We start from the raw sequence: 20,710 nt of genomic DNA, 5'->3' as shown, positions 1-20,710 counted from the left end.
AGGGGCGGGCCCTTTGCTGGGCCCGCCCCAAGGAAATTACTGACCCAACCGTACCTGGTTGGCGATGGCCTGAGCCGCGTTGGCCGCCGCCTGGGCGTTGCGGCTGGAGAGGTAGATCTCCATCACCGTGCCAAACTGGCTCATGAAGGACTCTGGAGCCACCGCACCGTGCACCAGCGAACCCACGATGCGGTTGGTCCTCCAGTCGCGCATCGCGGACTGCAGGTAGGCGTTGTACTTGCTGGGGTCAGAGTCGGTGCGGGCAGCAATGGATCCCTTGAGGGGGTTGAAGGTATCCTGCCCCTCTTTGGAACCCAAAAGGCGCAGCCAGTTGATGGTGTTGGTGCGGTTTTTCACCCCTTTGGGCAGGCCAAAGGAGTCGGAGAGCATCATGAACACACCCGCAGTACTTGGCGCAGGGGCCCAGCCGAAGTCCTGACCGGGCTTGAGGCCCTTGGTGGTGGTCATGTAGCCCGCCGCCCAGTCGCCCATGATGTTGAAGGCAGCCTTACCTTCCAGCATTCGGTCTACCGCCTGCTGCCAGGAGAGGCCAGCAGCGTCCTTATTGGCGCAGTCCAGAACCTGGCCAAAGGTATTCCACACCGCTACCGCCTTGGGGTCAGTAAAGCGGAGCTTACCGGTCCAAAGGTTAGCGTAGTCGGCCGCACCCAGCACCCCCAGGGCTACCGACTCCCAAAGGTGCTGTTGCGTCCAGTTTTCGCCAAGGGCCAATGGGGCCTCTAGACCCTTGCCCTTCAGGGTTCGGCAAACGGTGAGGAACTCAGCCCAGGTCTTGGGCGGCTGTACACCCCACTCCCGCAGCTTGGCCGGAATGTACCACATCACATTGGAGCGGTGAATGTTCACCGGAACGCTGTAGATCTTGCCTTTGTAGGAGATAAGCTCTATGAGCCCCTTAGGGAACTTATCCAGCCAGCCTTCCTGGCGGAAGAGGGGGGTTAGATCCTCCATCCGGTCGGCCACCACCCAGGTGCCAATCAGCTCCTGCCCAGCGTGCACCTGGAAGCTGTCCGGGGGATCACCCCCCAGCATCCGGGTCTTGAGCACCGCCCGGGCGTTGACCCCTGCGCCCCCAGTCACCGTGGCGTTGATAACCTCCACGTTTGGGTAGCGCCGCTTGTACAGGTCAATGAGGGCTTGCAGGGCTGGACCCTCATCACCGGCCCACCAGGAGAAAATCTCCAGTTTTCCGGACTGGGCCATTCCCAGGGAACCGAGGAGCAAAACCAGGGATAAAAGCCAATTCCGCATCGTTGAGCCTCCTTTTTTCACTGCCATGCGCCAACCGTTGATGGGGCCACCCGGTGGGAGGTTGGCGGACTCCGCAACCGGGACCCGCCATTTGCTAAAAAGCGCTGCAACACCAAGGCAGCAGCGCCCATGGCCGGGGCCAGGTGCCCAAATGCGCTGGGCTTTATGGGCAGTTCGGCGTGTTCGGGGAGGAAGGCCAGGTCTCGAAGAGTCTGGCGCAAAGGGGCCTCCAGCCAAGGCCAGGCCTCCGCACCAGGCCCCCCCAGCACCACCACCGCCGGGTCAAAGGCCACGCAGAGGTTGGCCACGAAGCGGCCCAACTCCCGGGCCAAGCGGTCAAGAGCAGCCAGGGCGTAGGCATCCTCAACCTGCGCCCGCCCCAACAGCACCCAAAAGTCCTCCTTGCGGCCGCTCGCGGCCTGATAGCTCTTGAGCATCGCCCTAAGCGACAGAGCGTCTTCAGCGTCCTGGGCTTCCTTGCGGCTCCTAGCCTGCCCAGAAAGCCAGTGGCCCAACTCCCCTGCTGCCCCAAACCGACCCCGGTAGACCTGACCCTCCACCACCAGACCCGTGCCCAAGCCGGTGGTCAGCACAACGTACAGCAGCGGGCTTTGGCATTCGTTCCAAAAGGTCTCCCCTAGCGCCGCAGCGTTGGCATCGTTTTCCACCAGCACGGGAAGCCCCAGCAGGGCCTCGAGCATCTCCGCAGGGCGCTCGTTGCGCCAGCCTAGACCTGGGGCATAGAGCAGGACCCGCTCATTCACCACCCCAGGGAGGGTCAGGCCTACCCCCAGCAACCTCGAGGGGTCCGGAACGCGACGCCGAACTTCTGTAGCAAGCTCCTGAAGCCGCTGGGCGAGGGGGGTCTCAGGGCTCACCGCCCAGTTCCAGGCCCCATGGGTGCGGTTGTTCAGGTCCAGCACGATGGCCTGTGTGTTCTCCACCCCCAGTTCAACCCCCAGGGCCAGGGTGCTCTCGCCACGAATCTCCAAACGTGTCCCAGGACGCCCCGGCCCCACGCTTTGCGGGGCGCCCTCGCTCAGCAGGCCCTCCTCGAGCATCTCCTGAACCAGCGAGGAGACCGTGCTCTTGGTCAGCCCTACTGCCCGGGCCAGCGTCGCCCGGCTGATGGGCCCGCTGCGCCTAAGGGCCTCCAGTATGCGGCGGCGGTTCTGCCGCTTGATGCTGTGCTGGTCAAGGGGTGTAAGGCGGGCCACGGCGTCTTTTCAAAGAATAGGCGTCTACCCATCGCTTGCCCTAGGAAGGGGCGCAGGCCAAACAGATGGCAGGCCAGCTCAGACCACAGGGCTTCCCAAGGCGGGGCACTTAGTAAGTTCAGCAAACGAACTATATACGAAGGCACCCCTTTGCGTCAACCGCGCCGCTACCAGGGCCGAAACAACCAGGGCAGAGGGCTCACCAGCGGCTCTGCGTAGCCCACCCCCAGCAGGTTGCCCCAATAGCGCCTGAGGGCAAGCCGGGCCTCCACCCCCCCTTCGTGCACGGTTTCAGAGACCCGCTCGCCCTCAAACTGGCTTCGGTAGACGCGCACTGCAGCCTCCCAAACCCCTATGAACTCGGTAACGTCCACCGCCAGGTTGGGCATGGCAGGGTAGTTGCCTGGGTAGAAGAAAAGGTGTTCCACCCGATGAGGCCTTCCCCCCAGAGGGGCCTTGGGTAGCCTGGCTAGGTGAACCGCGGCCAGCACAAGCCGGTGGGCCGCGGTGTGGTCGGGGTGACGGTCGGCCTCGAGGGGGGCCAGCACCACCCGAGGGGCTAGGGCCCGCAGGGCCTCAGCCAACGTCCTGCGCTGGGGCTCGGTATCGGCCAGTCCTCCATCCGGTAGCCCTAGGTTGCCCCGATAGTCCAGGCCCAGAATCCGAGCCGCCTCGGCTGCCTCCTGAGCCCGGACAGTTGCGTCGCCCTTGGAGCCCATCTCGCCCCGGGTTAGGTCGAGGACGCCCGTGCTCTGCCCCTCTGCCCTAGCCCTGGCCAGAAGACCTCCACAGCCCAGCTCGCCGTCGTCAGGATGGGGTGCTATCACCAGCAGGTCCAAAGCCATAGCCCCTTATAGCACATCTGGGTGTAGACTAAGGCCAACCATGGCCACCGCACCGCCTGAAGGGCCAGAATGCATCGGCGAGGTAGAAAGCCTGCTGAACGAGGGACTGGTGCTGCAGGAGCGGCTGGGCGAGCTGGCCCAGGCTTTGCGCCAGACCGCGGAGCGGCTCGAGCAAGGCCAGCCGCCCTCCCCTGGCGCGGCAGCGCCCCTCATTGAGGCCACCAAAGCCTTTGAAGGTTGGCTCGAGCGGGTCCAGCGCATCCTACCAGCCCCGCTCGAGCCGGACTTACCAAAAGCCCTAGGGGCCCTGAGGGCCCACCGCCAGGCCCTGGAGGAGGCTGCCCTGCGAAGCAGGGCTGTAGGGGTGCTGGAGCGGGTGAGCAGCCTGGCCTACCGAGGCGCAGAGGAGTTTTTGCCCCTTTCCACAGTGCAATTTGACGCCCTGGCGCTGATGCGGGAGCTCAAAGACGCAGCTAGCCTTACTGACGCCGCGCGGGCCCTAGCCGAGGGCACCCACGCCTACAACCTGCTCCTGCGGCTGGTCACCGACAGCGAGATGAGCGACGAGGAGTGGGTGAGCGCCTACCAAAGGGTAGGACAGGAGCTGGGCCATGAGCTGGCCATCGCCGCCGTTCGCGGCCGGCTTTACCTACCGGAGTAGCCCCACCAAAACACGCCCAGGGGGCTCCCTGGGCGGTCCTACCCGTCGGGCGGGGGCTACTTGAGGCCGAGCTTGTTGCGGGCCTCCAGCACCTGGGCCGCGGTCATGGGCTTGGCCCGCTGAGCCCTGACCTCAGCAGCGGTAAAGGGCCCCTGACCAGGGGGGAACCTGTTGCCCCACTGGGTGGAGATGTGGTTTAGGAGGGCGGCAATCTCCTCGTCCTTGAGCTGGGCGTAGGCTGGCATCACACCCTGGTACCTGTTCCCCTTGACGGTGATCTGCCCCTGCAGGCCGTAGAGCAAGGTCTGGATCAGGTACTCCCGGCCGCCTTTGACGGCCAGTATCTCAGGCACATGGCCTGCCAGCGGGGGGAAGACCCCGGGAATCCCAGCCCCGTTGGCTTGGTGGCAGCCCTGGCACTGGGCGTAGAGGGGGGTGGCCTGGGCAAGGGCGTTCTGGGCGCCAAGGAGGTGCGCCCCCAGTCCCAGGACCAAAGCGGCTTTCAAGATAAGCTTAACTCTGCGCAAGCTGTTCACCTCCCCCCAACAGTATGACCGAAAAAGCCCTTCCTGCAAGTGATTGCTGATTAACTCGTGGTTATTCGCTTAGTAACCAGCGGTTATTTTTCCGCCTTATCCTTGGCCTGTACCAGCCACAAAGCTGCCCCCAGAAGGGCCACTGCCCCAGCGTAGTAAAGAAAGTCCAGCGCCCCCTTAGGGGAGAAGGCCTGGGCTTTCTCAAAGAACTTCACCACCAGGATCATCAGGATGACCTGGCCCAGCTTGGTCTTCAGGTCGTTCAGGCTGCGCACCACCAGCACATTGTTGATCCCTTCCGAGCGGTTCACTTCTGCAATAAAAAGCTCATAGATACCAAGCGCAAAGATGATGAGCACCGCGGCCAGAAGGGCCAGATCCACCGCGCCCACCATGAGGGGCAGGGCCTTTTCCAGGCTACCCAGGCTCAGGGCCCGCCAGACCTCCACCGCGGTCTGCACCGCGAAGTAAACCGCACCGACCAGGAGGCCCACCACCGGTAGGAGCATAACCCAGCGGGCCTGCCAGAGCAGGCCCTGGATGAGCTGTTCAAGGCGGTTCAAACCCTTCCCACCCTCCCCACTAGCCCAAACCCCCCAACGGAGACCTGCTTCAGGTGCTCCCGCCCCTATTTTACGCGGGCCGAACCCCTTGGGGCTGCCCATCACCACCTTGCGGATGCCCGCGGCAAAGGTCGGGGGCAGGTCGGCGCCACGGCTGGGTGCAGCGTAGCCTTCCCCTTGCGCCTTCTCCAGCGCGTCCTCACCTGGGGCCAACGGCATACACCCTTCCTAGGAGTTTCTCCATGTTCTCGGCCACCGGCCGGTTGTTGAACAAAGCGCTGCCCACCACCACCACATCCGCCCCAGCCCGGTAGACCTCGGCGACGTTCTCAGGCTTGATACCTCCGTCCACCTCTACCAAGCAGGCCGGGTTCATGTGCTCGCGCAGCCCAGCCAAGCGGCGGATGCGCTCGGTGGTTCCGGGGATGTATCTCTGACCACCGAAGCCAGGGTTCACGCTCATCAGAAGGGCCAGGTCGAGCTCAGGCAGCAGGGGCAGCAGGGACTCCAGGGGCGTGGCCGGGTTGATGGCCAGACCGGCCCTTTTGCCCAGCTCCTTCACCTGCTGCACCGCCCGGTGAGCGTGAGGGGTGGCCTCAAAGTGAACCGTAATCCAGTCGGCACCGGCCTGGGCAAAGTCCCGCAGGTAGCGCTCGGGCTCTACAATCATCAGGTGCACGTCCAGAGGGAGCCTGGTAACCCTACGAACAGCCTCCACCACCAAAGGGCCAAAGGTCAGGTTGGGCACAAAACGCCCGTCCATCACGTCCAGGTGAATCCAGTCTACCCCTGCCGCCTCGGCTTCCTGGATCTGCTCCCCTAGCCGGGCGAAGTCGGCGGTGAGGATGGAGGGGGCCACCAGAAGTTTAGGCATAGGCCGAGGCTCCTTTTCGAATGGCCTGCTCGCGCATACGTAGATGATACGCGATGGCAAGCGGTGAGGGGTGGGGTGGCTCCAATGGGCACGCAGGAGGGCGAGGGGCCGCTCAGGGCCGCAGCCGGAGGCCCTGGGTGAGGGCCCATTGATAAGTAGTGCGGGGTTGCTTTGGGGATTTTTGATAATCTTTGCTTATGCTAGAGCGGCGCCCCTTCCCCAACCCTCAGTCCCTGCGGGTTTTTTTGTGTGTGGTCCAGGAAGGCAGCGTGGGCCGCGCAGCCCTGAGCTTGGGCATGACCCAGCCCGGCGTGAGCCAGCACCTACGGGCCCTAGAGGCCCAAATCGGCCGAGCCCTCTTCCACCGCCAGGGCCGCCGGCTGGTGCTGACCAAGACCGGACAGAACCTGCTCCCCGAGGCGCGGCGGGCTGTGCAGGCCCTGGAGGAGTTCATGCAGGCCGCCCAAGCCATTGGGCGGCTCGAGCGAGGCCAAGTGGAGATCGGGGCGGCCACCACCATGGCGGTGTACGTGCTCCCCCGCTACCTGACCGAGTTCAAGCGGCTGCATCCAGAAATTCGCATCAGGCTGGAAAGCGGCAGCTCCGAGCAGCTCACCCGGCGGCTTTTGCAGGGCGAGATCGAGATGGCCGTGGTGGAGGCGGTAGAGCACATGGAGGGCTTTGAGCGCACCCTCTTCTACGAGGATGAGCTGGTGCTGATTGTGCCCCCCGAGCACCCCTGGGCAAAAAGGGAGGAGGTTGAGCCCGAGCAGCTGGCCAAGGTTCCGCTGATTGTGCGCGAGCCGGGGGCCATGACCTACCGCGTCTTGGGCTCGGCGCTCGAGCAGGCCGGACTGGAGATTAACCCGGTCTTCTATACCGACAACCACGAGGTGACCAAGCGGCTGGTGCTAGAAGGGGCTGGGGTGGGCATCGTCTCGAGCGTGGTGGTGCGGCCCAACCTAAAGGTGGGCAACCTGCGAACCCTGCGCATCAAGGGGATGGAGCTGAGGCGGCTTTTCTGGCTCATCTACCCCAAAGAGGCAGGCAACCCCGCTGCCGACGCCCTGCGGGAAATGCTGGCTTCCTGACCCCTGCTCTATGCTGGGGGCATGAAAATCACCACCATCGTGCTGGATTCGGTGGGCCTGGGTTATCTGCCCGACGCCGCACGGTTTGGCGACGAAGGGGCCGACACGCTGGACCACACCGTGCTCAAGACCGGCCTCGAGCTACCCCACCTGGCCTCGCTGGGGCTGGGCTCGGTGCCTGGGGTGCACACCCTCCCCCAGGTGGGAGCGCCTCTGGGCGCTTTCGGGCGCATGGTTGAGCTGAACCCTGGCAAGGATACCTCCACCGGCCACTGGGAGTTTGTGGGGATCCGGCTCGAGCACCCCTTCCAGGTCTTCCCCCAGGGCTTTCCGGAGGATTTCCTGGCCGCCTACTGCGCCCGCATCGGGGTAGGAGGCTACCTGCTCAACCGGCCCTACTCGGGCACCGAGGCCATCCGCGACTACGGCGAGGAGCATCTGCGCACCGGTTTCCCCATCGTCTACACCTCGGCCGACTCGGTCTTCCAGGTAGCCGCGCACACCGGCAAGGTGCCCCTGGAAACGCTTTACGCCTGGTGCCAGACCGCCCGCGAGATGCTGGTGGGGCCGCTGGCCTGCGCCCGGGTGATCGCCCGCCCCTTTGAGGGCGAGCCGGGGAACTTCTACCGCCGCGAAGACCTGCGCAAGGATTTCGCCCTGGAGCCGCCTCCCAACGTGCTGGACGAGCTTAGGGGCGCCGGGCTCGAGGTGGTGGGGGTAGGCAAAATCCCCGACATCTACGCCCACCGGGGCTTCACCCGCGAGGTCAAGGCTGGCAGCAACGCCGAGGGGCTGGCGCGCACCCTTGAACTGATGCGCGAGCCCTTCGCCGGCCTGGTCTTCACCAACCTGGTGGACTTCGATGCCAGATACGGCCACCGACGCGACCCCAGCGGCTACGCCGAGGCCCTATCGGCCTTTGACGCCCGCATCCCCGAGCTGCTGGCCGCCCTGGGCCCCGAGGACTACCTCTTCATCGTCTCCGACCACGGCAACGACCCCACCTACCGCGGCACCGACCACACCCGGGAGTACGGGATGCTGCTGGTGGTGGGACCCGGGATGGCCGGGGCCGACCTGGGCACCCGGGCCACCTTTGCCGACCTGGGGGCGAGCTGGGCCAAGGCCTTCGGGCTCTCCTGGGCTGGTCCTGGCGTCAGCGTCCTCTAGGCGTTGGCCCGCACCTCCTCCCAGGTGTAGCGCTTCTTGATCTCGCCGTCCTCAAAGACCACCTGCAGGAGGCTTTGGGGGTGAGGGGCCTCCTGCTCGGGGGGCAGCTCGACCGTGCGGATGCCGCGTTCGTCCCTAATCACGTCCAGCCGGCCCCTTTTGGAGAGCTTGGAGGGGTCGTCCACCGGGCTCTTGCCCACCCCGTAGGTCACCCCATCCACGGTAACCAGGTGCAGCTTCTGGGCGAACTTCTGGGTGTCGCGGTGGGGGTGCTGCAGGAGGGCTCCCCCCATACCAAAGGCCACGTTCGAGGCGCTGTAGCCCCACTGCTCGAGCAGGAAGAGCACCTTGCGGATGGTATCCGCGTTGACCCCATCCCCCTGGATGACCCGCACCCCGTTGAGCACCTTGTAGCCCTTGCGGTTGAGGGTAGCGCCGAACTTGGCCTCCAGGGTCTGCACCGTGCGCAGCACCACGAAGGGCGGGTCGCCCGAGTCGGGGCGGATCACCGCGGTCGCCCCGGAGTTCCGGATGGGCTCCCGCAGCTCCTCGCCTATGATCTCCCCCACGGCCCGCTCTCGGTTGTAGGAGTCTATGACCATGGCAAAAAGCGCCCCCGGCTTGCCAAAGGTCTCGATCATCTGGCGGTAGGCCTGGGCCTCCCCCTCCGGCCCAAAGCTGGTCACGGTGGAGTGCTCCATGGCGGGAATCGAGTAGCCGGCCATCTCCGCCCCGTAGTAGTTGCGGGCGTAGACCAGCGCGGTCACGGTGTCGGTACCCTGGAAGTTGACCAGGTGGGCCATTCCCCCGAGCCCTGCGCTCTCCAGGCTGCTCACCCCCCGGGCGCCAAAGTCGTGGAGCTTGAAGGGCAGCTCGGCCTCGGGGTCGTCGGCGGTCTTCTCCAGGTACTCCCGGATGGTGTTCCTGATGGCCCAGGAAAGGGTGCAGACCGTGGTGGGGTACCAGACCGCGCGCAGGAGGGCGGTCTCGAGCCAGCCCGGCAGCCAGGGCACCTTGGGGTCGGTGCTCTCGATGATGACCAGGGGGTTGTGCACCGGGATGACCATCCCCTCCGGCACTGCCCGGATGCGCACGGGCAGCCGCCCCCCCAGCTCCTGGGCGATGTAGCGCCAGCCCTCGTAGGGAAAGGGCAGGCCGTGAGCCAGGAAGACCTCCCGGGCCTCCTCCACATCGGCCAGGCTCACCCCCTTGCTTAGGTACTCGATAAGGAAGGCCTGTAGCCCAAAAAAGCGCACGAAGTTGTAGTCGCCGCCGCGACTTTCGATGTACCAGCTTGCGTAGGTCATGCCCTTGGGAAACTGGGCAAAGTGGCTGGCCTTGTAGCTGTCGGTGTTCAGGATTAGGTTGTGGGGATTGAGGCTTTTCATCTGAACTCCTCTGGGGGTTGGGGTGCGCGTCCTAAAAACCAGCAGACCTGTTGGTAGTGGTCTTCGAAAAAGCGGGCTTGGTGCCGGTCGAGCTCGGCTATGGGCAGCCAGAAGGCCCGCGCCGCGCCGTCCCGGCCCTCCACCCGGGGCGGGGGGCCCTCCAGGCTGAAGTGGTGCCCGAAACTAATCACCCGGCCCCGCAGGCTGCGGCCTGGGTAGTCAAAGGCCTTGGTGGCCTTCAGGGCAGCGGGCTCCAGTTGCAAACCGGTCTCCTCCCGCAGCTCCCGCAGGGCTGCCTCGAGCAGGGTCTCGTCAGGCTCCACATAGCCTCCTGGTAGGGCCCAGGCCCCTTGCCCCAGCGGCCCCTTGCGCTCCACCAACAAGACCTGCCCCTGGGCCTGCACAAAGGCACTAGCGGCCACGTGGAGGATGGGGTAAGGGTAGCGCTCCTCGAGCGCGCGGTAGTGCTGCAGGGCTTTCCACTCGGCCTGTAAACGGGCAAACTCGGCGGTGGTGGCAAACCGCTCCATAAATCGCCGAACAGCCTCCGGCACCATGAGCCTCCAGTCGCTGTTGCCAGCAAAGTAGCTGTTCCGCACATCGGTGGCGCTCAGAGAACTCACCACCCCACTCGGCTCAAAAGGCCAGTTGCCAAAGCCATGCAGGTAGTAGCTGCTCTCATCCTTGTGGTAGCCCGTGATGCAGACCTCAGCCCCTGGGCCAGCAATGGCCTCCACGGCCACCCGCACCGCACGGAACCAGCGGGGGTCGTCGTAGTAATCGTCCGGAACAGCCACAAATTGAAGCCGACCTTCCTGCTGGGAACCCAGGCAGGCCCGGATCATCCCCTCCCGCACCGCTTCGCTGAAGGGATTTTTGGGCGTGGGGTAGGCAAAGGCGCTTCCCAGCACCACCACCAGACGCCCGTAGCGGGCCAAAGCGCGCTCAATGGTCTCGAGGTGGGCGCGGTGCGGAGGCTGAAAGCGCCCTATGAACACTGCGGTCTTCACACTTCCCTCCGGAAGCGGTAGAGCTCGGCGGGCCTAAAGCCTGTACCGCGCTCAAACTCTCCGGTGGGCTGAAGCAGCCCCGAGGCCAGCATCTTTCGCCGGAAAGAGGCCTTGTTGAGCTTCTTCTGCAAGATGGCCTCATGGACGGCCTGCAACTCCCGAAGGGTAAAGCGTTCGGGCAACAGCTCGAAGCCGATGGAGGTGTAGGAAAGCTTACCCCGGATGCGCCGCACCGCAACCGCCAGAATTTCGGCATGGTCAAAGGCCAAAGAGTACTTTTTCCCCTTTGCATCATAAATCTCCGCCACGTTCTCCTCATCCCTGAGCAAAAGGCGAAAAAGGGCGCTTTCCTCGGAAATTTCCCGGACATGGCTCTGCTCCACCAGGGCGTAGTAGGCCACGCTGATCACCCGGGCCCGCGGATCGCGGTTGGGGTTGCCGAAGGTGTAAAGCTGCTCCAGGTAGATGGGGTGCCCCCCCGGACGACGGGTCCGACCGACCTCCGCCTCGAGGCCTGCTTTGTGCCTGAGCACCCGCGCCGCCGCCTCATCCAGCGACTCCCCCTTCCAGATAAGCCCCCCCGGCAGGCTCCAATAGTTAAGAAATGGATGCTCCTTGCGCCGAACCAGGAGAACCTCCAAACACCCCCCGCGCAGGGTAAGAACCACCACATCTACCGTGACCGAAGGGCGGTCGTAGAGGGCAGCGTCTAGGGGTTCTATGGGGGGCTCTCGGCTGGGCGGCATAGCCAAAACTTAGTTGCAAGAAGCATATAAGCACTGCGCTAATAAGTCAACTGCCCCTCTCGCCAAATTTTCCCCTTGTATGTGGCAAGCCGTCCAGAAAATCTTGGTCGTTTGTCAAAATAACCTGAAACATCTGGCTTGACTTTTGGGATTTTGTGGTATTGTGGGAGCGTGCGCGAGGGTCAGTTGCACACAACTTATTTTCGGAGTGCATATAAGCAGGAGCCCGGCGCATAAGGAGGCAGTGTGACCCACGAGTTTGACGTAATCTCAGCGGCCAAAAACTGGCGGTTCAAGGACGTGCGCAAGGTATCCAGCGACATCGCCGGAGAGGTTTTCGCCAGCGATGTGCTCGATTTGGACGAGCTGCGCGAGCTGGTCTCCAAGCCGGTGTGGAAGTCCCTTCAGGCCACCATCGAGAAGGGGGCGCCGCTGGATCCGAGCATCGCCGACACCATCGCCCTGGCTATGAAGAAGTGGGCCCTGGAGCGGGGAGCCACCCACTACACCCACTGGTTCCAGCCCCTCACCGGCTACACTGCGGAGAAGCACGACAGCTTCTTCGTGCCTGTCTCCAGCGGCAAGGCCATCGCCTCGTTTTCCGGCAAGGAGCTGATCCAGGCCGAGCCCGACGCCTCCTCCTTCCCCTCCGGTGGGCTGCGGGCCACCTTCGAAGCCCGGGGCTACACCGCCTGGGACCCCACCTCGCCGGCCTTTATCATGCGCCACTCCAACGGGGCCACGCTCTGCATTCCCTCCGCCTTCGCCAGCTGGACAGGCGAGGCCCTCGACCTCAAAACCCCCCTGCTGCGCTCTATGGAGGCGCTGAACAAAAGCGCCAAGCGGGCCCTGCGGCACTTCGGGGTGGAGGTGAACAAGGTCTTCTCCACCGTAGGGCCCGAGCAGGAGTACTTCCTGATCGACGAGGAGTTCTACTACCGCCGCCCCGACCTGGTCATGACCGGGCGCACCCTCTTTGGGGCCAAACCGCCTAGGGGGCAGGAGCTGGAGGACCACTACTTTGGCTCCATCCCCGACCGGGTGCTCTCCTTCATGACGGACGTGGAAAACCAGCTGTACGCCCTGGGCATCCCGGTGAAGACCCGCCACAACGAGGTGGCCCCCAGCCAGTACGAGATTGCCCCCCACTTCGAGCCCTCCAACCTGGCCGCCGACCACCAGCAGCTCATCATGCAGGTGCTCAAGAACACCGCCCGCCGCTATGGGCTGGTGGCCCTGCTGCACGAGAAGCCCTTTGCCGGGGTGAACGGCTCGGGCAAGCACTGCAACTGGAGCATGGGCACCGATACCGGCCTCAACCTGCTGGAGCCGGGCGAGACGCCGCACGAGAACCTGCAGTTCCTCTTCTTCTGCACGGCGGTCATAAAGGCCGTGGACGAGCACCAGGACCTGCTGCGGCTTAGCGTGGCCTCGGCCTCCAACGACCACCGCCTGGGGGCCAACGAGGCCCCACCGGCCATCATCTCCATCTTCCTGGGTGACCAGCTCACCGAGATTCTTGAGGGCCTGGGCAACGGCCAGGCGGGTTCCAGCCGCCGCGCGGGGGTGCTCGAGCTGGGCGTGCCGGTGCTGCCTCCCCTGCCCAAGCACGCCGTCGACCGCAACCGCACCTCGCCGTTCGCCTTCACCGGCAACAAATTCGAGTTCCGCGCGGTGGGCGCCTCGCAGAGCATCTCCTTCCCCATCACCGTCATCAACACCATCGTGGCCGACGCCATCGACCAGATGACCGACGCCCTCGAGGCCCGGCTGAAGAAGAAGGGCACCCTCGAGCAGGCCGTGCTGGAGGTAATCCGGGAGACCTTCCAGAAGCACAAGCGCATCGTCTTCAACGGCGACAACTACTCAGCGGCCTGGCACAAGGAGGCGGCCAAGCGGGGGCTTCTGAACCTGCGCACTGCGGTGGATGCCATCGAGCGCTTCACCGATGAGAAGAACCTCAAGCTCTTCAGCCGCCTGGGGGTGCTCTCCGAACGGGAGATCCGGGCCCGCCAGGAGATCATGTACGACATCTACTTCAAGCAGGTGAACATTGAGGGCGAGACCACCGAGTGGATTGCCCAAACCCAGATTCTGCCCGGGGCCCTGAGCTACCTGGCCGAACTCAGCGAGATCGAGGTGGAGTCCCGCGCGGCAAAGCGCACCATCGAGCAGCTGGTAGAGGCCACCGATGCCCTCTCGGACGCGCTGGAAAAGCTCAAGGCGCAGAACGCTGAGCTGGGTGGGGACGAGGTGCACGAAAAAGCCCACCACATGCGGGACAACGTGCTCCCGGCGATGGCCGAGGTGCGCAAGGCCGCCGACGCGCTGGAGCGCTTGCTGGCCGACAAGTACTGGCCCCTGCCCAGCTACCGCGAGATGCTCTTCGTGAAGTAAAGGGGGTTCTGTCAGGGCTTGGGCTATGGCATCCGGAGGCGTTTTGCTCTAGACTTTGGGCTGGACAGCGCACGGTGGATGCCGCCGACATCCCCACCGTAGCCTGTGGGAGGAGAAGCCGATTCAAGTTGGAGAAGCTCAAGCGCTACACCCCCAAGGACGCTGAAGAGACCTACCTCGTCCCCCACTGGGGGGCGGGGTTTTTTCGCGTAGGAGAGGACGGGGAGCTCGAGGTCACCCCGCTGGGTCCCAAAGGCCCCAGCGCCTCGCTTTTCGAGATCGTGCAGGACCTGCGTGACGAGGGCCGGCCCCTGCCGGTAATGCTTCGCTTCCCCCAGATTCTAGAAGCCCGGGTGGTGGCCCTCAACGAAGCCTTCCGACGGGCCATCGAAAAGTACCGATACCAGGGGGGCTACCAGGGCCTGTTCCCGGTTAAGGTCAACCAGCGGCGAATCGTGGTGGAAACCGTAGCCAAGGCCGGGAAACCCTACGCCTATGGCCTAGAAGCTGGCTCAAAGGCCGAGCTGACCCTTATCCTGGCCCAGGACCTGCACAGGGAGGCCCTCATCGCCTGCAACGGCTTCAAGGACGACGACTTCATCCGGTTAGCCCTGATGGGCAAGAAGCTGGGCAGGAATGTGGTGATTACCCTGGAGAAGTTCGCCGAGCTGGAGCGGGTAATCCGCATCGCACGGGAGCTCGCGGTGGAGCCCCAGCTGGGCATCCGCTACAAGCTCAAGACCAGAGGCTCAGGCCAGTGGGAGGAGTCGGGAGGGGAGTCGGCCAAGTTTGGCTTCACCACCCCGGAGATCATCCGGGCTGTGGACATACTGGCGGAGGCCGGGATGCTCGGCACCATCGCCATGCTGCACGCCCACATCGGCAGCCAGGTCACCGACATCCGGCGCATCAAGCAGGCCGTGCGGGAGATTGCCCAGACCTACGTGCAGCTGCGCAAGCTAGGGGCCCCGGTGCGCTACTTGAACCTGGGGGGCGGCCTGGCCGTGGACTACGACGGCTCCAAGACCGCTTTCTACGCCTCGGCCAACTACACCCTGGAGGAGTACGCCGAGGACCTGGTCTATGTGACCCGGGATATCTGCGACGGCCACGGAGAGCCCCATCCCATCCTGGTCACCGAGTCGGGCCGGGCGGTCACCGCCTACCACAGCGTGCTGGTGCTGCAGGTCGTCGACACCATCCGCCCCCCTGGGGAAGAGCGGGTGGAGGTCCCCAAGAACGCCCACCCGGTGGTGCAGGAGATGCAGGAGCTGGCCCGGAGCATCTCGGCCAAGAACTACCGGGAGGTCTACCACGACGCCTTCGCCAACAAGGACACCGTCCAGAGCCTCTACGACCTGGGCCTCATCTCGCTGCGCGATCGGGCCGCGGCCGAGGCACTCTTTTACCAAATCGCCCGCAAAACCCTGCAGTTCGCCCAGGAGTTCGACTACCCCGCCGATGAGCTCGAGGACCTGCAAAAGATGCTGGCCGACAAGCTGGTCTGCAACTTCAGCCTCTTCCAGAGCCTCCCCGACACCTGGGCCATCAAGCAGATGTTCCCCATCGTGCCACTCTCCCGCCTCAACGAGCGGCCCACCCGGGAGGCCACCTTAGTCGACATCACCTGCGACTCGGATGGCAGAATAGACCGCTTCATCGACACCCACGATGTGCGCCACACCCTGCCGGTGCACGAGGTTCGCCCGGGCGAACCCTACTACCTGGGGGTTTTCCTCACCGGAGCCTACCAGGATGTGCTGGGCATGAGCCACAACCTGTTCGGGCGGATTGGGGAGGCCCACGTGGTGGTCAGCGAGGACGGCTACGAGATTGAGCGGTTTATCCTGGGGGAAAAGGCGCGACGGGTCATTGAGAAAATGGGCTACGAAGAGGGCGAGCTGGCTGAGGCGGTGGAGAAGCTGGTACGCTCCTCCAGGAAGCTCACCCCCGCCGAGAAGGGCGCCTTCATGGAGCTCTACGCGCGGGAGCTGGTGGGGTACACCTACCTCGAGGACTGAAAGCCAAGGTTGGTGGTCTGCGGCCTCATTCCGCCTAGTCCAGAGGCTGTTGGCGGGAAGCGGGTTATTTTCGAGACCTTCCTGCACCGCTTGAGCCCTGAGCTCGAGCCCCGGCACTCCCAACGGCCGGGTTGGTCCGCCACCACGACACCGGCAACCGGAGCATGTGAAATAGCGTCTGGCACGGCTTTGAAGCGCACAAGCGTTTGGGATGTTGACATCTATATGAGGCAGTGGTAGTTTTTTTTTGAGTCGAAAAAACCAAGGCCTTCTCCGACGTGCCTGTAGGTCTCGGCTCAACCCAAGGAGGAGAGGACATGAAGTCGCTCGCCAAGATGTTGGTGCTTTTGCTTTTTGCAATGTTAGCCCCTGGTTTTGCCCAGCAGCTAATTGTGGGGGTCAGCTGGTCGAACTTCCAGGAAGAGCGCTGGAAGATTGACGAGCGCGCCATCCGCGAACAGCTTGGCCGAATGGGGGCAACCTACATCAGCGCCGACGCCCAGAGCTCTTCAGAAAAGCAGCTCAACGACATTGATGCCCTTATTGCCCGGGGGGCCAAGGCCCTGATTATCCTGGCCTGGGACAAAGACGCCATCCTGCCCGCCATTGACAAAGCCAAGGCCGCTAGAATCCCGGTCATCGCCTACGACCGCCTGATCGAAAACGACTACGCCTTCTACATCACCTTCGACAACGTGGAGGTCGGCCGGATGCAGGCCCGCGAGGTATACAAGGTGCGGCCCAAGGGCAACTACGCCTTCATTCTGGGAGCCAACACCGACCCCAACGCCGACTTCCTGCACAAAGGGCAGCTCGAGGTGCTCGACGCGGCCATCAAGCGGGGGGATATCAAGGTGGTGGGCAAGCAGTACACCGAAGGCTGGAAGCCCGAGGTGGCCCAGCGCAACATGGAGCAAATTCTCACCGCTAACGGCAACAAAGTAGACGCGGTGGTGGCCTCCAACGACGGCACCGCCGGGGGCGTGGTGGCTGCGCTGGCCGCGGTGGGGCTGGCCGGGAAGGTTCCGGTTTCGGGCCAGGACGGCGACCAGGCCGCCCTCAACCGGGTGGCGCGGGGCCTTCAGACCGTGAGCGTGTGGAAAGACGCCCGCGAACTAGGCCGCCGCGCTGCCGAGATTGCGGTGTTGCTGGCCCGCGGCACCCCTATGGACAAAATCCCGGGCCGCACTGTCTTCGCCGATGGGCCTAAAAAGGTGCGCATGAATGCGGTGCTGCTCAAGCCCATTCCCATCACCAAAGACAACTTGGATGTGGTGCTGAAAGCCGGATGGATCAGCAAGCAAGCTCTGTGTCAAGGGGTGAGCGGCCCGACTGCGCCTGCGGCCTGCCGCTGAAGTTCTACTAAAGCGAAAAGGGTGGGCCGGGCCGGGCCTGCCCTTTTTCATAAGACCAGAAAGCGCTTGCTTATAATCAACAAAACCGTGCTCGGGAGGAAGCCTTCACATGCAGATGCATAGCGCCACAAGGGCCCGCCTCGACCTGATTAGCAGCCTGGGGGTGGACGTACGCGTCCTGACCATGCTGGTGGTGCTGGCAGTGGTCTGGGTGGTTTTTCAAATTCTAACCCTCAACCAGCCGGGGCAGTTCCTAAGCCCGCAGAACCTTTGGAACCTATCGGTTCAAACCGCTGTGGTAGGCATCATGGTTGGCGGCATGGTGCTGGTCATTGTCGCCCGCCAGATCGACCTTTCGGTAGGCTCCGTCCTGGGTTTCACTGGGATGATCATGGCCCTTATTCAGACAGTCCCTCCGCTGGGCTGGGGCGGGCACTGGGCGCTGGCCCTTCTGGCAGGACTGCTGCTTGGAGCCCTGATAGGGGCCTTTCAGGGCTACTGGGTGGCCTACTGGGGGGTGCCGGCCTTTGTGGTCACGCTGGCGGGGCTGCTCATCTTTCGCAACGCCACCTTCATTGTGGCCAGCGGTCGTACCATCGGCCCCCTCGACGACAACTTCAAGGTGCTGGGGGGTGGGCTCAACGGCTCCATCGGAGAGTTCTGGACCTGGGTGGTGGGGCTTTTGGTGATGGTCTACATCGTCTATCAAGCCCTGAGCAACCGCAGCCGCCGGCTCAAGAACGGCCTTCCGGTGCGGCCCCTCTGGGCTGAAGTTGTGGTGAACGGCTTCCTCGTGCTGGTGGTTCTGGCCTTTGTGCTGGTGATGAATGCCTTTCCCTACCCCGGCACCAACACCCCCCGGGGAATGCCGGTGCCGGTGCTGATTACCCTGGCGGTGCTCTTCGCGCTCAACTGGGTGGCCCTCAACACCCGCTTCGGACGGTATGTGTTCGCCATTGGCGGCAACCCCGAGGCAGCTTTGCTGGCCGGAATCAACGTCAAGCGCACGCTGGTGGCGGTTTTTGCCCTGATGGGGGTCCTAGCCGCGCTGGCCGGGGCGGTGCAGGCCGCACGGCTCAACTTTGTGACCAACAGCATGGGGAACCTGCTCGAGCTCGACGTAATCGCCGCGGCGGTGATTGGCGGCACTGCGCTTTCGGGCGGGAGCGGCACCATTGTGGGAGCCGCACTGGGGGCGCTTCTGATGTCCTCGCTGCGCAGCGGAATGGTGCTGATGGGTCTGCCAACCGAATGGCAAAACGTGGTGCTGGGGTTGGTGCTGCTGGCTGCGGTGATCTGGAACTCGGTCTACCTGAGAAACCGGAGGTAGGCATGACCCCCCTTGTGGAAATGCGGAATATCTGCTTGCGCTTTGGTGGAAACCAGGCCCTAGACAACGTCTCGGTCAACCTATACCCCGGTGAGGTGGTCGGCCTGCTGGGGCACAACGGCGCCGGCAAGTCCACCCTGATCAAGGTGCTCTCGGGCGCCTACCAGGCTGACTCGGGACAGATTCGGGTAGATGGGCGGGAGGTCCAAATCCGCTCACCGCAAGACGCCCAGGCCCTGGGAATCGAAACCATCTACCAAAACCTGGCCCTAGCCGACAACCTAGACGCGGTGGCCAACGTCTTCCTGGGGCGGGAAAAGGTGCGGGGAATAAGGCTGGACGAGGATTTCATGGAGCTGGAAGCCCGCAAAACCCTTGACCGCCTAAGGGTTAAAATCCCCTCCTTACGCGTACCGGTGGCCCAGATGTCGGGCGGCCAGCGCCAGACGGTGGCCATCGGGCGGGCGCTTTATTTCAAGGCCCGCTGCCTCATCATGGACGAGCCCACCGCCGCCCTGGGCCCTGAGGAGACCGCCAAGGTGGGTGAGCTAATCAAAGCCCTCAAGGCCGAGGGGGTGGGAATTTTTCTCATCTCCCACGACCTGCACGACGTGTTTGACCTGGCCGACCGGATTACCGTGATGAAAAACGGACGGGTGGTGGGCACGGTCTACACCCAGGACGTGAGCCACGACGACGTGCTGGGCATGATTATCGGCGGTGTGATGCCCAAAAACGCCCGCCCAGCCCAGACACCCCTACCCACCGGCTAACGCCGAAAGAGAGGACTCCCTATGCGCATTGGCATCGTCGGCGCGGGCTGGTGGGCCGGGTACGCCCACCTGCCGGCCTTCCAGGCGGCAGGGGCCCAGGTGAGCGGCGTTTACAGCCGTACCCCGGCCCACGCCCGGGAACTCGCCGCGCGGTTTGGCCTGCGGGCCTACCCCAGCTACCAGGAGCTTCTGCAAGACTGCGAGGCGGTGGCCATCTCCACCACCGACGACACCCACGCCCCGCTGGGCTTGCAGGCTTTGGCGGCAGGCAAGCACCTTTTTATGGAAAAGCCCCTGGCCCGCACCCTGGCCGAGGCCGAGGCCATCGTGCAGGCCGCCCAGCAGCACCGGCGCATCGGCCTGACCGCCCTGACCAGCCGGGGCGACCTGGCCGCCGAAACCGCTCAGCAGATTGTGCGTTCGGGCGAGATTGGGGAGGTGCTCTACCTGCGCGGCCACTTCCACGGGGGCTTTATGGGCGACCCGGAGGGCCCGACCCCCTGGCGGGCTAAGGCCGAGACTGGCGGGGCCGGTGGGGCGCTGGCCGATCTGGGGGCCCACCTGTTCGACCTGGTGCGGATGGTCACGGGCCTCGAGTTCACCCAGGTGATGGCCCAGGCCCACATCCACTTCCGGCGGGCCGACCCGGTCACCAACTTCGACGAGGGCGCGCTGCTGGCCCGGTTGGGGGAAGCCAGCGGGGCGTTCTCGCTCTCGCGGGTGCACGTGGGCCAGGACCAACAGCTAAAGCTGGAGATCCAGGGCAGCAAGGGGGCCCTGTTGCTTTCCCCTGCCCTGTGGGGGCAGGGCAAGAGCTACCGGCTTCTGCTGGCCCGGCGTCCCGGTCAGTTTCTGGAAGTTGCGCCCGACCCCAGCCTGTTGCGGGGGCGCAACCCCGAGAGCCCCTGGGGCTACTTCCAGTTTGTCGAGCTGGCCCGGCGCTTCCTTCAGGGGGTTCGCACCGGCCAGCAGCCCGAGCCGAGCCTGGAAGACGGCCTGGCCGCGCAAAAGGTGATTGAGGCGGTGGTGCAGAGCGCCCAGAACGGAGGCTGGGTCGCGATCCGCTAGCCAGAACGCTGTTTTTCCTGGGGATTCCAGATTGACTTCATGGGCGGGTGGCGATATTATTTCGGCATAAGAAAAAATTCCTCCCCAGGCCCCCATCTATAACCAGGTTATGTCTGAAGCAATCAAGAACACCCCCCAGGGCGGCACCCGGCAGCTTCGGCGCTGGCACCGCACCCGCATCCTGCGGGCCATCCGGGCCGAGAAGGGAATCTCCCGGCTTAGGCTGGCCCGCAAGCTGGGCCTCTCGCCCTCTGCGGTGAGTGAAGCCGTTGCCGAGCTCATATCGGAAGGGCTGCTGACCGAAACCCCGCGGCCCCCCCCCGGCCAGGGGCGGCCCTGGGTGGCCCTCGAGCTCGAGGGCCAGCGGCATCTGGTGCTGACCTGGGAGATTGA

At 64.3% G+C, this 20,710-nt stretch carries 19 protein-coding genes; 10 read left to right on the top strand and 9 right to left on the bottom strand.

Annotated elements, in window-relative coordinates; all coding sequences use genetic code 11:
* Positions 1-36: 36 nt before the first annotated feature.
* From NZ849_RS01445 to bshB1, 3 genes are all read right to left on the bottom strand, one after another.
* Positions 37-1,272 carry an extracellular solute-binding protein gene (locus tag NZ849_RS01445; RefSeq protein WP_295403274.1) on the bottom strand — a complete coding sequence of 412 codons (1,236 nt, stop codon included), beginning with the start codon at positions 1,270-1,272 and terminating at the stop codon, positions 37-39.
* A gap of 17 nt (positions 1,273-1,289) precedes the next feature.
* Complete coding sequence (locus NZ849_RS01440; RefSeq protein WP_295403271.1) at positions 1,290-2,489, bottom strand: ROK family transcriptional regulator; 1,200 nt, start codon at positions 2,487-2,489, stop codon at positions 1,290-1,292.
* 167 nt (positions 2,490-2,656) lie between these two features.
* Positions 2,657-3,334: a bacillithiol biosynthesis deacetylase BshB1 gene (gene bshB1, locus NZ849_RS01435; RefSeq protein ID WP_295403268.1), complete on the bottom strand. Its 678-nt coding sequence runs from the start codon at positions 3,332-3,334 to the stop codon at positions 2,657-2,659.
* A 40-nt stretch (positions 3,335-3,374) separates the two neighbouring features.
* Here bshB1 and NZ849_RS01430 point away from each other — a divergent pair, with 40 nt between their 5' ends.
* A complete protein-coding gene (locus tag NZ849_RS01430; RefSeq protein ID WP_295403265.1) occupies positions 3,375-3,995 on the top strand; it encodes a hypothetical protein in 621 nt (206 codons plus the stop codon).
* 56 nt (positions 3,996-4,051) lie between these two features.
* Here NZ849_RS01430 and NZ849_RS01425 read toward each other — a convergent pair whose 3' ends face one another.
* The 3 genes from NZ849_RS01425 to rpe all read right to left on the bottom strand — a co-directional run bounded on the left by NZ849_RS01425 (position 4,052) and on the right by rpe (position 5,968).
* Positions 4,052-4,483, bottom strand: a complete 432-nt coding sequence (locus NZ849_RS01425; protein ID WP_295403367.1) for a cytochrome c — start codon at positions 4,481-4,483, stop codon at positions 4,052-4,054.
* A gap of 131 nt (positions 4,484-4,614) precedes the next feature.
* Positions 4,615-5,313 carry a YqhA family protein gene (locus NZ849_RS01420; RefSeq protein ID WP_295403262.1) on the bottom strand — a complete coding sequence of 233 codons (699 nt, stop codon included), beginning with the start codon at positions 5,311-5,313 and terminating at the stop codon, positions 4,615-4,617.
* Positions 5,294-5,968 carry a ribulose-phosphate 3-epimerase gene (gene rpe / locus NZ849_RS01415; protein WP_295403259.1) on the bottom strand — a complete coding sequence of 225 codons (675 nt, stop codon included), beginning with the start codon at positions 5,966-5,968 and terminating at the stop codon, positions 5,294-5,296. The genes NZ849_RS01420 and rpe overlap by 20 nt, the downstream gene beginning before the upstream one ends.
* 197 nt (positions 5,969-6,165) lie before the next feature.
* On the opposite strand from rpe, the gene NZ849_RS01410 reads away from it, so the two are divergent.
* Together NZ849_RS01410 and NZ849_RS01405 are read left to right on the top strand one after the other, a co-directional pair.
* Positions 6,166-7,059, top strand: coding sequence for a LysR family transcriptional regulator (locus NZ849_RS01410; RefSeq protein ID WP_295403256.1), 894 nt, complete (start codon positions 6,166-6,168; stop codon positions 7,057-7,059).
* A gap of 21 nt (positions 7,060-7,080) precedes the next feature.
* Positions 7,081-8,229 carry a phosphopentomutase gene (locus NZ849_RS01405; protein ID WP_295403253.1) on the top strand — a complete coding sequence of 383 codons (1,149 nt, stop codon included), beginning with the start codon at positions 7,081-7,083 and terminating at the stop codon, positions 8,227-8,229.
* On the opposite strand, the gene NZ849_RS01400 is transcribed toward NZ849_RS01405, so the two are convergent.
* Genes NZ849_RS01400 through NZ849_RS01390 form a run of 3 tightly spaced genes read right to left on the bottom strand, consistent with a single transcriptional unit; the run spans position 8,226 to position 11,373 of the window.
* Positions 8,226-9,617, bottom strand: a complete 1,392-nt coding sequence (locus NZ849_RS01400; protein WP_295403250.1) for a nicotinate phosphoribosyltransferase — start codon at positions 9,615-9,617, stop codon at positions 8,226-8,228. The genes NZ849_RS01405 and NZ849_RS01400 overlap by 4 nt on opposite strands.
* Complete coding sequence (locus NZ849_RS01395; RefSeq protein ID WP_295403247.1) at positions 9,614-10,627, bottom strand: bifunctional nicotinamide-nucleotide adenylyltransferase/Nudix hydroxylase; 1,014 nt, start codon at positions 10,625-10,627, stop codon at positions 9,614-9,616. The genes NZ849_RS01400 and NZ849_RS01395 overlap by 4 nt, the downstream gene beginning before the upstream one ends.
* Positions 10,624-11,373: an NUDIX domain-containing protein gene (locus NZ849_RS01390; protein WP_295403244.1), complete on the bottom strand. Its 750-nt coding sequence runs from the start codon at positions 11,371-11,373 to the stop codon at positions 10,624-10,626. Before NZ849_RS01390 ends, NZ849_RS01395 begins: the two co-directional genes overlap by 4 nt.
* A 246-nt stretch (positions 11,374-11,619) precedes the next feature.
* On the opposite strand from NZ849_RS01390, the gene NZ849_RS01385 reads away from it, so the two are divergent.
* The 7 genes from NZ849_RS01385 to NZ849_RS01355 all read left to right on the top strand — a co-directional run.
* The gene (locus tag NZ849_RS01385; RefSeq protein ID WP_295403240.1) at positions 11,620-13,770 is read left to right on the top strand and encodes a glutamine synthetase III; all 2,151 of its coding nucleotides are present in this window, start codon (positions 11,620-11,622) and stop codon (positions 13,768-13,770) included.
* A gap of 128 nt (positions 13,771-13,898) precedes the next feature.
* Positions 13,899-15,791 (top strand): biosynthetic arginine decarboxylase, encoded by a 1,893-nt coding sequence (gene speA, locus NZ849_RS01380; RefSeq protein WP_295403365.1) that lies wholly within the window; start codon positions 13,899-13,901, stop codon positions 15,789-15,791.
* Positions 15,792-16,108: 317 nt separating this feature from the next.
* Positions 16,109-17,146: a D-xylose ABC transporter substrate-binding protein gene (xylF, locus tag NZ849_RS01375; protein WP_295403237.1), complete on the top strand. Its 1,038-nt coding sequence runs from the start codon at positions 16,109-16,111 to the stop codon at positions 17,144-17,146.
* A 109-nt stretch (positions 17,147-17,255) separates the two neighbouring features.
* Complete coding sequence (locus NZ849_RS01370) at positions 17,256-18,476, top strand: sugar ABC transporter permease (RefSeq protein ID WP_295403234.1); 1,221 nt, start codon at positions 17,256-17,258, stop codon at positions 18,474-18,476.
* Positions 18,477-18,478: 2 nt separating this feature from the next.
* Positions 18,479-19,249, top strand: a complete 771-nt coding sequence (locus NZ849_RS01365) for an ATP-binding cassette domain-containing protein (protein WP_295403232.1) — start codon at positions 18,479-18,481, stop codon at positions 19,247-19,249.
* Between the two features lie 21 nt (positions 19,250-19,270).
* Positions 19,271-20,317: a Gfo/Idh/MocA family oxidoreductase gene (locus NZ849_RS01360; protein ID WP_295403229.1), complete on the top strand. Its 1,047-nt coding sequence runs from the start codon at positions 19,271-19,273 to the stop codon at positions 20,315-20,317.
* Positions 20,318-20,426: 109 nt separating this feature from the next.
* Positions 20,427-20,710 (top strand): winged helix-turn-helix domain-containing protein (locus tag NZ849_RS01355; RefSeq protein ID WP_295403226.1); only part of this gene is annotated, 284 nt, incomplete at its 3' end.

Origin of the sequence: Meiothermus sp. (assembly GCF_025060375.1) — a bacterium.
In the GTDB taxonomy this organism is placed as follows: Bacteria; Deinococcota; Deinococci; order Deinococcales; family Thermaceae; genus Meiothermus.
This window is presented reverse-complemented; position numbering and strand designations above follow the sequence as displayed.